This window comes from Nocardia sp. NPDC049737 (assembly GCF_040674755.1).
Taxonomy (GTDB): domain Bacteria; phylum Actinomycetota; class Actinomycetes; order Mycobacteriales; family Mycobacteriaceae; genus Nocardia.
Genome location: NZ_JBFANH010000013.1, coordinates 158,718 through 171,829 on the forward strand (window position 1 = coordinate 158,718; position 13,112 = coordinate 171,829).

General features: G+C 67.8%; 14 protein-coding genes. 9 read left to right on the forward strand and 5 right to left on the reverse strand.

The features are described 5' to 3' along the window. Window positions 1-272: 272 nt before the first annotated feature. Window positions 273-1,517 (forward strand): helix-turn-helix transcriptional regulator, encoded by a 1,245-nt coding sequence (locus AB0J47_RS19390; RefSeq protein WP_364347253.1) that lies wholly within the window; start codon window positions 273-275, stop codon window positions 1,515-1,517. Window positions 1,518-1,527: 10 nt separating this feature from the next. Here the strand turns inward: AB0J47_RS19390 and AB0J47_RS19395 are convergent, their stop codons facing one another. From AB0J47_RS19395 to AB0J47_RS19410, 4 genes are read right to left on the reverse strand one after another with little or no spacing between them, the layout of a single operon-like run. Then, window positions 1,528-2,145, reverse strand: a complete 618-nt coding sequence (locus AB0J47_RS19395; RefSeq protein ID WP_364347255.1) for a DUF305 domain-containing protein — start codon at window positions 2,143-2,145, stop codon at window positions 1,528-1,530. Continuing rightward, window positions 2,142-2,276: a hypothetical protein gene (locus AB0J47_RS19400; protein WP_364347257.1), complete on the reverse strand. Its 135-nt coding sequence runs from the start codon at window positions 2,274-2,276 to the stop codon at window positions 2,142-2,144. The genes AB0J47_RS19395 and AB0J47_RS19400 overlap by 4 nt, the downstream gene beginning before the upstream one ends. Continuing rightward, window positions 2,273-3,823, reverse strand: a complete 1,551-nt coding sequence (locus tag AB0J47_RS19405) for a hypothetical protein (RefSeq protein ID WP_364347259.1) — start codon at window positions 3,821-3,823, stop codon at window positions 2,273-2,275. The genes AB0J47_RS19400 and AB0J47_RS19405 overlap by 4 nt, the downstream gene beginning before the upstream one ends. Beyond that, window positions 3,820-4,428 (reverse strand): TetR/AcrR family transcriptional regulator, encoded by a 609-nt coding sequence (locus AB0J47_RS19410; protein WP_364347261.1) that lies wholly within the window; start codon window positions 4,426-4,428, stop codon window positions 3,820-3,822. Before AB0J47_RS19410 ends, AB0J47_RS19405 begins: the two co-directional genes overlap by 4 nt. Before the next feature lie 127 nt (window positions 4,429-4,555). Here AB0J47_RS19410 and AB0J47_RS19415 point away from each other — a divergent pair, with 127 nt between their 5' ends. Together AB0J47_RS19415 and AB0J47_RS19420 are read left to right on the forward strand one after the other, a co-directional pair. Then, window positions 4,556-5,671, forward strand: a complete 1,116-nt coding sequence (locus AB0J47_RS19415) for a hypothetical protein (protein ID WP_364347263.1) — start codon at window positions 4,556-4,558, stop codon at window positions 5,669-5,671. Next, window positions 5,671-6,696 (forward strand): phosphotransferase family protein, encoded by a 1,026-nt coding sequence (locus AB0J47_RS19420; RefSeq protein ID WP_364347265.1) that lies wholly within the window; start codon window positions 5,671-5,673, stop codon window positions 6,694-6,696. The genes AB0J47_RS19415 and AB0J47_RS19420 overlap by 1 nt, the downstream gene beginning before the upstream one ends. 15 nt (window positions 6,697-6,711) lie before the next feature. On the opposite strand, the gene AB0J47_RS19425 is transcribed toward AB0J47_RS19420, so the two are convergent. Continuing rightward, window positions 6,712-7,830 carry an NADH:flavin oxidoreductase gene (locus AB0J47_RS19425; protein ID WP_364347267.1) on the reverse strand — a complete coding sequence of 373 codons (1,119 nt, stop codon included), beginning with the start codon at window positions 7,828-7,830 and terminating at the stop codon, window positions 6,712-6,714. Between the two features lie 88 nt (window positions 7,831-7,918). Between AB0J47_RS19425 and AB0J47_RS19430 the strand changes: the two genes are divergently transcribed. The 6 genes from AB0J47_RS19430 (at window position 7,919) to AB0J47_RS19455 (ending at window position 12,889) form a co-directional block, all read left to right on the forward strand. Next, the gene (locus tag AB0J47_RS19430) at window positions 7,919-8,527 is read left to right on the forward strand and encodes a TetR/AcrR family transcriptional regulator (RefSeq protein WP_364347269.1); all 609 of its coding nucleotides are present in this window, start codon (window positions 7,919-7,921) and stop codon (window positions 8,525-8,527) included. After that, entirely contained in the window at window positions 8,524-9,537 is a 1,014-nt protein-coding gene (locus AB0J47_RS19435; protein ID WP_364347271.1) for a TIGR03617 family F420-dependent LLM class oxidoreductase, read from the forward strand. Before AB0J47_RS19430 ends, AB0J47_RS19435 begins: the two co-directional genes overlap by 4 nt. 76 nt (window positions 9,538-9,613) lie before the next feature. Further along, complete coding sequence (locus AB0J47_RS19440) at window positions 9,614-10,426, forward strand: enoyl-CoA hydratase-related protein (protein ID WP_364347273.1); 813 nt, start codon at window positions 9,614-9,616, stop codon at window positions 10,424-10,426. A 227-nt stretch (window positions 10,427-10,653) separates the two neighbouring features. Further along, window positions 10,654-11,295, forward strand: coding sequence for a type IV toxin-antitoxin system AbiEi family antitoxin (locus AB0J47_RS19445; protein WP_364347275.1), 642 nt, complete (start codon window positions 10,654-10,656; stop codon window positions 11,293-11,295). Then, complete coding sequence (locus AB0J47_RS19450; protein ID WP_364347277.1) at window positions 11,292-12,041, forward strand: nucleotidyl transferase AbiEii/AbiGii toxin family protein; 750 nt, start codon at window positions 11,292-11,294, stop codon at window positions 12,039-12,041. Before AB0J47_RS19445 ends, AB0J47_RS19450 begins: the two co-directional genes overlap by 4 nt. A 530-nt stretch (window positions 12,042-12,571) precedes the next feature. Beyond that, a complete protein-coding gene (locus AB0J47_RS19455) occupies window positions 12,572-12,889 on the forward strand; it encodes a DUF222 domain-containing protein (RefSeq protein WP_364347279.1) in 318 nt (105 codons plus the stop codon). Window positions 12,890-13,112 lie beyond the last annotated feature (223 nt).

Sequence of the window (13,112 nt, forward strand, 5' to 3'; positions counted from 1 at the left end):
TTTGCAGACACCCGCGCAGCAAATACCGGCGACGTATTCTCGAAGCGATGAACGAGTCGGCCCGCACCGCCGCGGACCTCGCATGAGCGCCCGCAGTGAGCGAGCAGTAGGCACAGCCGAGCGCAGTGAGCGAGCAGTAGGTACAGCCGAGTCCTCGCTCGTGGCGGAGCCGAGCGCTAGCGAGGTGGAGTCATGAGCGAGCGCAGCGAGCGAACAGTAGGTACAGCCGAGTCCTCGCTCGTGGCGGAGCCGAGCGCTAGCGAGGTGGAGCCATGAGCGAGGTCGGCTCGGCGCTGCGTGTCGCACGAACGGCTGCGGGGATCAGCCTGCAAGGCATGGCCGCGCGCACGAACTATTCCAAGCCGTACCTGGGCCAGCTCGAGACCGGCGCCCGCGCGGTGCGTGCCGAGCACGTAGCCGCCTACGAGTCGGCGCTGGGTATGCCGCTGGCTCACCTGCGCGTCCGGCTGACCGTCGAATCGGTCAGCGAGCTCGACGATCTGCCCAGCCAACTGTCGTCGCTGCTGTTGCCGCCCGTCGCGCACACGCGCGCTCGGCACCCCAGCTTCGCTGTGACCGAGTTGGCGGCCGCCGAGCAGCTCGCGGCCTGGGCGCGTAGCAGGCAATGGGGCGACGGGCAGACGCCGCGCCGCGCCGTCACGGCATGGCTGGCCGCGAATCTGTCTCGATTGCAGCAGCTTTCGGACTCGAACAGGTATGGACGCGCCCTGCGGGTCGGCGCGGAGCTGGCCGATATCGCCGCCGCCATGAGCTGGGACGTGGAGGACATCACCGCCGCGCGCCGGTACTCGGTCGTCGCCGCGCGGCTGGCCCACGCCGCGGGGGACTCGCTGCTGACCGCGGCGATCCTCACCGAGTCGACCTGGCAGCTCCTCGACAGCGGCAGGCCGGTGGAGGGACTGGAGATAGCTCAGCTCGCCCAGTATCTGGCGCGTCGCACGGCGACGCCGCTGCTGCGGGTCGCCCTCGCCGAGTTGGAGGCGTACGCGCACGGCATTCTCGGCGAGCAGGCCGCGTTCCAGCGCGCGATCGTCGTAGCCGCGGAATGCCGTTGCGAAGCCGCCGAGACCGCGGCCGGTGATCGCGCCGCCGACCGCAGCCTCACCGCGGCCACGATCGGGATGCTCCTCGGACCACGCCGGGACTGGCCGGGGCCGGGGCAGCAGTGGCGGCTACTCGGCAAAAGTTACCGTCAGCTCATCGCCACCCGACCCGACCTGGCACGGATCGCCTTCGGCGATGTTCACCCTCCGGTGGCACAGGGATTCGTGACACCGGCGATGGCCGCGATCTCCTCCGCCCGCCTGCAGTTGATGCTCGGCGAGCCCGAACACGCGGCCGAGCAGGTCGGTCCGGTGTTGTCGCTGGACGGCCGCCCCACCGGCCGCACGGTCGCCCGGCTGTCGGACTTCTGGCACGAGTCGGTCGAATTCGCCACGGTCCCGGCAGTCGGCGAGGTGCGCACCACTATCCGCGAGCTGGTCGCGCCCGCCTGAGTTCACGTACTCAGCCGGCCGCTGTCGCGCCGTGCTGGGTGATCAGCAGGCCGATGATCCCGGACTCCTGGCTCTGCGTGCTGATCATGTCGCGGGCCGCCTGTTCGACCGGGCCGCCGGTCGCCAACTGGTCGAACGTCTGGGCCATGGCGACTCCGCCCTGGTGGTGGCGATACATCAGGCGTAGAAACAGCGTTTCGGCCTCGGCGCCGTGTGCCCGAGTGAGGGCGTCGAGGTCGGCGCGGGTAGCCATGCCGGGCATGGTCGCCGGCGCGGCGCTGTGGTGACCGGAGGGCATCCACGACATCGGGTGCGGGTTGGTCGGGGTCGCCCCGGCCAACCGGAGCCAGCCGAGCATCATGCCGATCTCCAGGCGCTGGGCATCGGCGATCTGGTCGGCCAGCCGCCGTACGGTGGGGTCGATATCGGGGGCGAGGCGCTCGACCAGGATCAGCGCCTGCTGATGGTGGCCGGTCATGTCTTGTACGAAGCCGATCTCGGTGGACGTCAATATTGGTGCGGCAGTGGCGGTCTCGGGGACCACAAGCAGGCGTACGGCCGCGCCGAGCACCAGCAGGAGCAGGATCGACGCGGCGCCCGCAGCGCCGAGCAGCACTCCTCGGCTCATGCCCGCGCCTCGCTGACGCTCGGCTCCGCCATGCGCACGGCGCGCCGGCACATGATTCGCGCCCACCCGTCGCCCGGCCAGCGCCCCTCATCGAATCGCTCCGCGATGCTGTACTCAACTAGTTCGCTCATGAGCCAACCGTCGAGTGCTGGTCGGCGGGTGGGGTGTACACCTCGGGGGACAACTCCAAGGTGAGCAGCCCGTTGTCGGCACAGGCGGCCCAGAGCTGATTGCCGCGCCACTCGGGAGCGGAGAAGCACCAGTCGGTGGAGAGGTCGCCGAAGGTCACGTCGCCGGTGCGCGAGCTCTGTGCCTGCTCGGGATCGAAGGCGCCCGACTCGACGGCCTGCATCACCGAGGGCGCGCTGAGCAGCGGAACTCCGATGATCGAGGCGAGCGCGTGCGGGGAGTTCCACAGCTCGCTGTTCTGACCGGTACGCGCGGGCGGGTTGTAGTAGGCGATCTCGCGCACATGGAACGGGTCGCGCACGTCGAACACCCGGATGCCGGAGGAGATCCAGCCACATGCGAGCGCGGTGGGGTTCACCGGGCGGTCGGCGGAGCAGTAGTGGGCGTCGTAGGCGAACAGTGAGCCGCCCATGCTGGATGCCATCGCACTGTCGCGGTGCTGTGGCAGGTTGATCTCCAGCTTGATCGTGTTCACCACGCGCGGATGTGTGTCGTCGGAGATATCGATGAGTTTGACGCCGCCGGATCCGGCCTCGTCGGCGCTGAACAGGTAGGACACCCCGTGATAGGTGACGGGGACGTTCTGCTGGGTCGCCCAGCCGTCGGTCCAGGTCAGCTGGGCAAGGATCGGCACTTGCGGATCGGGATCGCGCCGCTGCACCGCGGAGGTGTCCAAAATGGTCAGCCCGCCCATGTTGTTGGCGAGATACAGGCGGTTGCCGTCGGCGCGCAGGCCCATACCGTGCATGGACTGGCCCGGCATGCCCTGCCAGATCACGCGGGGGTCGGACGGATCGGTCAGGTCGATAGCGCTGACGATCCCAGGGATGACGCCCGAGGCCCAATAGGTGCGGCCATCGGGAGAGAATCCGCCTTCGTGTGCCGTGATCGGGACCGGCAGGGTCAGATCGGTGCCGGGGCCCGGGTTCAGCAGGCGCGGGTGTGCGCAGTCGGAGATGTCGTAGACCGAGATCAGCCCGGCCCCGGTGAATGCGGGAACTCCCGTGCCCACCAGCAACTTTCGCGCGGTGTTGACCTTGAGGCTTTCCCAGGTTCCCGCCAGCATGGCCGGTTCGGTGAGCGTGGCGGTGAGCACCGGGTTCGCTGGATCGGCGACGTCGACCACCTGCACGCCCTGCGCCGGACCGAGCAGATTGCCGGGGAAGAAGCTGCCCAGATAGACGCAGTGCTCGAACTGAGTCGAGGTGATCCCGGCGCCGCGGCCCGCATAGCCGCCGATGCGGCTGATGTTGCACCGGTAACCATGTGTGCTGCTGCGGCTGTCGCGTTCGCCGGCGGGTACGTCGCCTTGCAGACCGGGTTCGGGTAGCGCGTCGCCCGCGCAGGTGGCGCGGGCGACGGCGGTCTCGGCGATGTCGCGGTTTTCCAGCACGACCCCCACGGAGTCGGGCTGTGCGATGCCGCTGGCGGCGGGCACCAGCAGCACGGCCGCCGCCACGGCGAGCAGGCGGCGATAGCAAGTTCTCATGTCGTACTTTCGTGGTGGACGGCCAGGGTGACCAGTGCCGCGGCGGTCTGGCGGCAGAATTGTTCGCCGTCCTCGTCGCCGCGGGTGAGGGCGCGCAGCAGCGTTGCGCCGCGCAGGAATTCGAAGATCAGGTCGGGATCGCAGCCGGGGGAGACCTGACCGGAGTCGATCGCCGCGTCGATGGTGGCGCGCAGCGCGACCCGGGCGAGGCCCTCGCCGCGTTCGCGCAGCCTGCGGTAACTCTGCTCGTCGTCGTGGTAGGCCGAGAGCAGGCCGGGGATGCCCGACCGGGCCGCGGGATGGGTGGCGGCGGCGAAGAACAGGCGGGTCCACGCGAGCAGATCCGCGCCGATATCGCCCGTCGGCTGCGGGACGATGCCGGTGTCGAGGGCGAAGATCGCGTCCTCGACGAGGTGGATCTTGTTCGGCCACCGACGGTAGATCGAGGTGGCGACGACACCGGCCCGCCGCGCGACCCCCTGGATGGTGGTGGCCTGAAAACCTTGCTCCACCAGCAGTTCCTGGGTGGCGCGTAGCACCTGATCATCCAGTTGCGGGTCCCGAGGGCGGCCCGGTCCCGGTCGGGCCTCGTGGCGTTCACTCACCGATAACTCCTCCTTCGACGTCGGCCGAGCGTAGCCGAGATCGGGATGTTTTCAAAAACGCTTCATAGTGTATTCAAATTAGCTAACTTGAAACGTGTTCTACCCCCCACTCTCGAAGGAAACGCCCATGCTGACTCCCCAGGACGAACTGCTCTGCCATCAATTGCCGACGACGTTCGACCATGTCGTCCAGAGCGATTTGCGCTGGACAGAGCGGATCGTGCTCTACGGCTTCGAAACCACCGGCCGGGTGAGCGTGATGACCGGCATGGCCCGCTACCCCAACCGCAATGTCATGGACGCCTACGCGATGGTCACTGTCGACGGCAAGGCGCACGTGGCTCGCCTGTCGCGGGAGATCGGCGGCAACTACGACGACCTGGGCGCCTGGCAGGTCGGCGCCTACCGCTACGAGATCACCGAGCCGCTGCGCGGGGTACGGGCCACCCTGGGTGACAACGACCACGGTGTCCGTCTCGAACTGAACTTCACCGGACAGTTCCCCGCCTACGAGCAGGAACCCGCCTTCTTCCGCACCCACGGCCGGGTCCGCGAGGATGCGCGGCGCTACTACCAGAACGGCGAGATCTCCGGCTGGCTCGAGGTCGACGGCGAACGCATCGACATCGATCCGAGCACCTGGTGGTTCGGTCGCGACCACTCGTGGGGTACCAGGCACGGCGGCGGTGGTGGCAGCCTCTCCGAGGGCGGCGGCCTGCAGCCCTCGGAGATCCCCGAGGGCGTCCTGTACTTCATGGGCATCTTCCAGTTCGACGACGAGCTGGTGCATTTCGCGCAGCGCGAGACCGCCGACGGGCAGCGCTGGCATTTCGAGGGCTCCATCCAGCAGCCCATCGAGGCGGCGGCGCCGACCGTGCCGATCGTCAGTGTCACCCACGACCTCGAGTTCCGTGACGACTTCCGGATCGTGTCCGCGGGCGCCTTCACCGCGAACGCCGCCGACGGCACCACCCGTTCGTTCACCGTCACCCCGATCTCGGACTTCTGGCCCGGGCTGGCAGGCTACGACATGTATCGCGGCTACGCCTCCGGAGTCTGGAAAGGCCCGTTCTACAGTGACGGATTCACCGTCGATCTGAACGACACCGACGAACTGCGGCAGGTCAGCATGCTCACCGAGACCTTCTGCAAGGTCGAGAGCAATGACGGCAAGGCCGGCTACGGCCTGGTGGAGATGGTGTTCATGGGCCGCAACGCCCGCTACGGGTACGAGGGGTACTGATGACCGCACGTCCCACGGCAGACGACCTGCCGTTCGCTGTGGCACCGGTGCTGCGCACCCAGTTTCCCGGCGCCGATTCGGCCGAGGTGCGGAATTGGACGGCCAGTCCGCGCGGCTTGGCCACCGAAACCTTCCTGTTCGATCTCGCCGCCGACGACGCCACGGTATCGCTGGTCCTGCGCAGGCCCCCGGAGGTGGCGCTGTTTCCCGACTACGACCTGCTGCGGCAGGTGCTGGTCATGCGACGGCTCGCCGATACCCCCATCGCCGTTCCCGCCGTCCGCTGGCTCGACCGTGAGGAAACCGCGCTCGGCAGTCCGTATTTCGTGATGGACCGCATCGAGGGCAGCGCGCCCGGCGATCTGCCGTCCTATCACTGCGCCGGGCTGTACTTCGACGCCGAGCCGGAAGAGCGGGCCCGGATGTGGTGGGGGTGTGTCGACACTATCGCCGAGATCCATCAACTCGACTGGCGTGCGCTGAATCTGGACTTCCTGGCGTTCCCCCAGTTCGGCGCAGCCCCGCTCGAACAGCTCATCGGCTACATCGAGTCCGCGCTGGCGTGGGCGTCGGACACCCAGCCGCCCGCCCTGCGCCGCGCGACCGAATGGTTGCGGGCCAACCTCTACGAGCCCGAGCACGTCACCCTCTGCTGGGGCGACGCCCGAATGTCGAACATCCTCTACGACAGCGAATTCCGGGTCACCGGTGTCCTCGACTGGGAGATCGCCTACATCGGCGACCACGAGGCCGACCTCGCCTGGATGCTGTTCCTGGATTGGGCGTGCTCGGAATACCAGGACACCGAACGACTTCCGGGAACACCCACCCGGGAGGAAACGATCGCTCGCTACGAGCAACGTAGCGGGATGACGGTGCGCAACCTGCGCTACAACGAGATACTGGCGGCCGTCCTGCTCAGTATCCCGCTGCTGCGGATGGCGCACCGGCTACAGCTACCGCCGGAGATCGATGTGACCGCGTTCTGCGCCGCACGGATCGAGCAGCTGCTCCGCGACCCGTAGGCCGTGGATCGTGGATCAGAACAGCACGCCCGCGTGCCGCTCACGGTCGAACGCGGGGAGCGGGCCGCCGGAGCGGAGGGTATTGGCCAGGGCCGGGTCGGCCAGATGGAGGCGACCGATCGCGACCAGATCGAACTCCTCGTCCGACAACCGCCGGTACACCTCGTCGAGCGATGCGGGTTCAGGAATGCCGTTCTCGCGCAACGACTTACTCAGACCGATGCTGCCGACGGCCATGCTTGGCGCCCCGGTCAGCTTCTTGGCCCAACCGGCCAGGGTCAGGTCGCTGCCGTCGAAGGCGGGCTGGTCGAAACGGTGGGTGCTGGCGTCGAGAACGTCGACGCCCGCCTCGACCAGGGCGGTGAGGATCACGGCCAGCTCGTCCGGGGTGCGGGCGATGCGGGCGGTGTAGTCCTGCTGCTTGTGCTGGGAGAACCGGTAGAAGATCGGGAGGTCGGGGCCGATCGCGCGGCGGACCGCGCGCACCACTTCGACCGGAAAGTTCGTTCGTCGGCGCAGGTCGCCGCCCCAGTGGTCGGTGCGCTGGTTGGTGGCGTCCCAGAGGAACGCGTCGAGGAGGTAGCCGTGGCCCGCGTGCAGGGCGATGCCGTCGAAGCCGACGTCGACGGCATTGCGCGCCGAGCGTACGTAGGCGGCGATGACGTCCTCGATGTCGCGCTCGGTCATCGCGGCGGTCGGGGTAGTAGCCCAGGTCAGGTACCGCTGCGGGTATCCGGTGCGGCCGACCTGGCCCCACAGCCCGGACGGGCGCAGCGGGGTCGGTGTCGGGTCCACCGCACTCATCGCACCCCACAGCGGGCCGACGTGCCAGAGCTGTGGCACGATCCGGCCGCCCGCCTCGTGCACACTGTCGACCACGTGGCGCCATCCGGCCAGCGCCGATTCACCGTGCAGCCGAGGCACTTTCACACAGTCGACCGCCGTCGGGTGATCGATCCCGATGCCCTCGGTGATGACCAGCCCGGTGCCGCCGTCGGCTCGCCTGCGGTAGTAGGCGGCGACGTCGGCGCCGGGTACTCCGGCCGGCGAGTGCCGCCGGGTCATGGGGGACATGACGATGCGGTTGGGCAGCGTCAGCGATCTGACGCGCAGCGGCGAGAACAGGGGGTCCACGGCGACACCCTGCCAGTGTCGGGGCTTTCGGGCAATCGGCCGGGCCCACCCGAACAGCGATAATAACGTTACAGGTTACTATGTAATTATGGCCTCAGAGACCTCAGAGACCTCGCCGCGCCCCGGTCGGCCGCGTGATGCCGACAAAGACCTCGCCGTGCTCATCGCGGCACGGCAGTTGCTGGCCGAAGTGGGGTACCCGCAGACCACGATCGTGGCGATCGCCAAGCGTGCCGGCGTGAACTCGCCTGCGATCTATCGGCGCTGGCCGACTCGGCAGGCGCTGCTGGAGGAGGCCATTCACGGTCCGGGCGGGCACGCGCCGCCCGAGCCGACCGGGAACCTGCGGGCCGACCTGGCGACCTGGGTGCGGATCTTCCTCGCTCGCGCGGACAGTCCCGCCGCGCGAGCCGGAGTGCCGGGCCTGCTGGCCGATTCGCAGACGGAGGAGGCGCGGCGGCGGCTGCTGGCGATCGGGGCCCCGGTGCGCAAGGCGTTCGCCGAGCTGCTCGGCGGCGCGGTCGACGACGGCCGGATCGCGCCCGGCGCCGATGCCGAACTCGTCTTCGAGATACTCGCGGGGACAACGACATTCCACGCGCTCTCGCGTGGCAGCGAGGAGGCCGAGCTGTTCGTGTCGAGGATGGCCGACGCGCTGTACGCGCTGGTGGCCGCGGGTAGGACGGCGGAACAATGAAGATCGATCTCCAGCTGAACGGTCGTCCCGACGAAGCCGTCTCGCGGGCAAACGAATTGATCGCGTGCGGCGCCGACGGCCTGTTCACCTTCGAAGGGCCCCACGATGTCTTCCTGCCGCTGACCCTGGCGGCGACCGGTGCCGAACCCGTCGACCTGATGACCAACGTCGCCATCGCTCTCCCGCGCAGCCCCGTGCACTTGGCGCATGCGGCCTACGATCTGCATCTGCTCAGTCGCGGCCGGTTCCGGCTGGGCCTGGGTTCGCAGACCCGCGCGCACATCGACAAGCGGTACGGCGGCCAGTGGTCGCAGCCGGCGGCACGGATGCGGGAAGCGGTGCTGGCGGTCAAGGCCATCCTCGGCTGCTGGCAGCACGGCACGCCGTTGCGCTTCGAGGGCGAATTCACCCGGCATACCTTGATGCCGCCCACCTTCGACCCAGGCCCCAATCCGTATGGCGTGCCGGAGATCTGCCTCGGCGCGCTCGGCCCGATCATGACCAGAACCGCGGCCGAGGTGGCCGACGGGCTGCTGGTCATGCCGTTCAACAGTGTCCGGCATTTCGCCGAGCGCACCCAGCCTGCCATCGCCGAGGGCCTGGCGCGCGCCGGTCGCGATGCTGCGGAGCTGGCGATCTATCCGCAGGTGATCGTCGCGATGGGCCGGACCGCCGGCGAACTCGAGGCCGCCGCCGCCGGCGTCCGCCGGCTGCTCGCCTTCTACGGATCGACACCCGCCTACCGTCCGGTCCTCGATGTCGAGGGCTGGGGTGAGCTCCAGCCCGAACTGAACACGCTGTCCAAGCGCGGCCAGGTCACCGCGATGACCGAACTGATCGATCACCGGATGCTGGAGACACTCGCCGTCTACGGCACGCCCGAAGAATGCGCCGCCGGGATCATGGCGCGCTTCGGTGCCGTCGCCGACCGGATCTGTTGCTATTTCCCGGGTTACGCCGTCGCCGACGCACACATCAGGGACCTGGTCGCGCAATTGCAGGCCGCATGAGCGAGCGCAGCGAGCGAACATCAACACAGCCGACAAGGTCGGTCATGCCGGAGCCGAGCGTCAGCGAGGCGCAGGCATGAGCGACGTGCGAATCGACATCGCCGACGGCGTCGCGGTGGTGACATTGGACCGGCCCGAGCGCCGCAATGCCTTCACCGCCGCGATGGGGCGCGCGCTCGGCCGGGCGTACCGCGATCTGAATGCCGACGACGATGTCCGGGTCATCGTGCTGACCGGCGCCGCCCCGGCCTTCTGCGCCGGAGCGGATCTGGGCGGCGGTGCGACGACGTTCGAAAAGCCCGACAGCGCGGCATTTTCCGCGTCACCGGTCGACCCGCCCGCCTTCGCCCTCCGAAAACCGGTGATCGCCGCGGTGAACGGGCACGCGATCGGCATCGGGCTGACCCTGGCGATGCAGGCCGACATCCGCCTGGTCGCCGACGCCGCCCGCTACGCCATTCCCCAGGTGCGCCTCGGCGTCGTGCCCGACGCGATGGCGCACTGGACCGTGGCCAAGGTCGCGGGATTGTCGGTCGCGGCCGACATCCTGTTGTCGGGACGGACTTTCGACGGCCCGGAAGCAGTGCGACTCGGCCTCGCCACCCGCTGCCTACCCGCCGCCGACGTGCTGCCCGCCGCTCTCGCGATGGCCGCCGACATGGCCGCAAATGTCGCACCGATGTCCGCGGCTTTGAGCAAACGACTGCTGTGGGACACCGCGATCCACGGCTACGACCCCACCCGCGTCGCCGAGCTCGAAACCGAACTGCACCTGCGGGTCATGGGCACCCCCGACGCCGCGGAAGGAATGCGCGCCCGGCTCGGCCGCCGCAAACCGGCGTGGTCTGCCCGGCTGTCGAGCGAGTGGGAGGACTTACCACAGTTCTGACCGTCCGAAGGTTGTGCCGGCAGGGCACACAAAACATGGGCAACCGGAGAACGCCTGGTCGTCGTGGAGGTGTATCCGGTCTGAGCGCTGCCGATCGCGCAGTGTCCGTTGGCAACCACGGGGCCGCCGACAAATCCGGGCGGTGGACGAGGTAGTGGCCATTCTGCGGTAGTATGCATTTCGTTGGGTAATAGCCAACAATATGCATAGTTCCGGAGGTGGTGCTGGTGGCCGAGCGTCGCAGTACACCGCTGCCCAGTAAGCTCTGGCGGGCACCGCTTCGAACTGTGCGGCCCCAGGACTTGGCCGACATCTACGCCCAACCGCGGCCCGAGATCGCGCGGCTCGTCGATCGAGGAGTGCTGCACCGCATCGCTCACGGCTACTACATCATCGTCCCACCGGACTACATCGGCCGGCCCTGGCTGCCCGGTCTCGAGGCGGCGGCCGCGGGTATCGCGTCATCGATTTACGGGGCGGATCAGATCGTCGTCATGGGCATCAGCGCGGCCCGCCTGCTGGGAGCCATACCTCGTGCATTGGCGACTGCGGTTGTCGCGGTTCCGAGTCAGCATCGGCCGATCGCACTGACCGACCGTTCGGCACAGGTTCGGTTCGTCCGCCGAGATACCGACGCTCTCGACGCCGAGCGTATCGAAACTTCACTGGGTCCAGCGCTGGTCACAACTCCGGAACAGACGGTGCTCGATCTTGCCCGACGCCCGGAGCTGGGCAATGCCGAGGCCGAGGTTCGTTCGGCGATCGAGACGCTCTACCGCCGGTGTGATTCGGCGAGACTCACACAGCTCGCTACGGATCAGCGTCTGGGTGTGGCGCTTCGACGTGCGGAAAGTTGGGGCGGAGTATGAGCATCGACGAACGTGACAGTGTCGCAATTCAATTCGGAGTTTCTTCGGAGCAGGTCGAGCGCGACTATCTGATCTCCCATCTGCTGGCGGCAGTCAGCCGAGGATTCGGTGACCGGTTGCATTTCATCGGCGGAACTGCTCTTGCCCGTACGCATCTGGTGAGTGGCAGGCTCAGTGAAGACATCGATCTGGTTGCGTTGGACAACCGAACGGTACTGGCAGCCGAACTCGACGCAGCTTTGCCGCGATCCGTCGCGCGGAGCTACGGTCGGCTGGAATGGGCGCCGTCGCTGAGCGATGTCTCGGACGCGGGGCTGGCCAACCTTCGCTCCGCGTCCGGTGTGTCCGTCAAGATCCAGTTGCTGTCGGCACGCGGGCGAACGGTGTGGCCTGCCGAACTCCGCGGTCTAGAGCAGCGTTACAGCGACGTGCCGCCGGCCGAGCTGTTCGTTCCCACTTTGTCGGCCTTTGCTGCAGGGAAGACGGTGACATGGCACGACCGGCGCGCATCACGCGACCTCTGGGACCTTTGGGCACTGAGCCGCATCGGCGCGATCGACAGTGCTGCGGGAGCGTTGTACAGGAGATACGGTCCGACAAACCGGTTCCCCAGTCCGCAATTGTTCGATCATGCACCGGGCGAAGACGACTGGAACACCCAATTGGCCGGGCAGACCCGGCTGGTGATTACGGCTGAGACTGCGCTGGCCACGGTTCGAGACGCCTGGGCGCGAGTTGTGGAATGACCGGTGCGTTCGACCAGCATCGGGAATAAGACTCGTGCGTCGGGGAGAGGGATCCACAGCCTGCAGTCACGGGACAAGGCGGGTTCGAACGCCTGACGGTCTGTCGCTCCGATCGCCATGGCGGCACTGGCCGACGGAGGAGGGCCCTCCCTCATGGATTGACGATGTCGGGAGCACTGTAACCCCCGACTTGGACGGGACCACGAACGATCCGCCGAGACTGTTTGATCCGAGGCGGCAGGGCCTGACAGTGCCCGGTGGCGTGCCGCAATGTGTCTGTGTCTCGTATCAGCTGGTTTGCTGGGAAGGACACGCTCGAACACTCGGTAATGCCGCGACCCGCGCGTTCGGGAACGTCCGCATCTGCCGCTGGGCGCGCGGTTGGCGAATGTCCGCTTCTGCCGAATGCCGTGCGAATGCGCCGCGCCGCCAGGCCGCCAGCAGCGCACCGACAGTGACGCCAGGGTCGGGCATAATCCAGCAAGCCGAAATGTCGAACGTATGTTCGACAATGGAGTAGACTGGTTCAGGTGAACATACATTCGATCGCGGCGGCGCCCGATGCTCCAGCACCGGGATGGTCGGAACTGGCCGATGTCGATTTGCTGCGCACCCTCGTTGAAACCGAACGCCGTCGGAGGCGACTGGATGCTGCCATGCGCGCGGCCGTCGCCGAAGCCGAGCGTCGTAGCCTCGCCGCAGACACAGGCTATCGGGACACCGTGGACCTATTGACTGATCTGCTGCGTATCAGTGCCCACGAAGCGCGCCAGCGAATCGAATACGCGGCTCCGCAGGCCCGCTCGCGTTCCAGAAAGGTATGGAGGGTGCTGGCGGCAGCAAGCTGAGGCCGAGCCCGCTGCCTCGACCTCTGTTCGGAGGGCCGCGAGGACCGACTGCACGTCTACCGTGTAAGCGCCAGCGCGGGCCGCGTCCACTTGTGGCTCGTTTCCGAAAGGCGCTGTATCACCGGAGGCGGGCGGTTCGAAGCGGCCATGCGGCAGGACTGAAAGATCAACGGGCCGAGTTCATCTCGACCGGACGAACGCACTGATCTGCCGAATTCCGGAT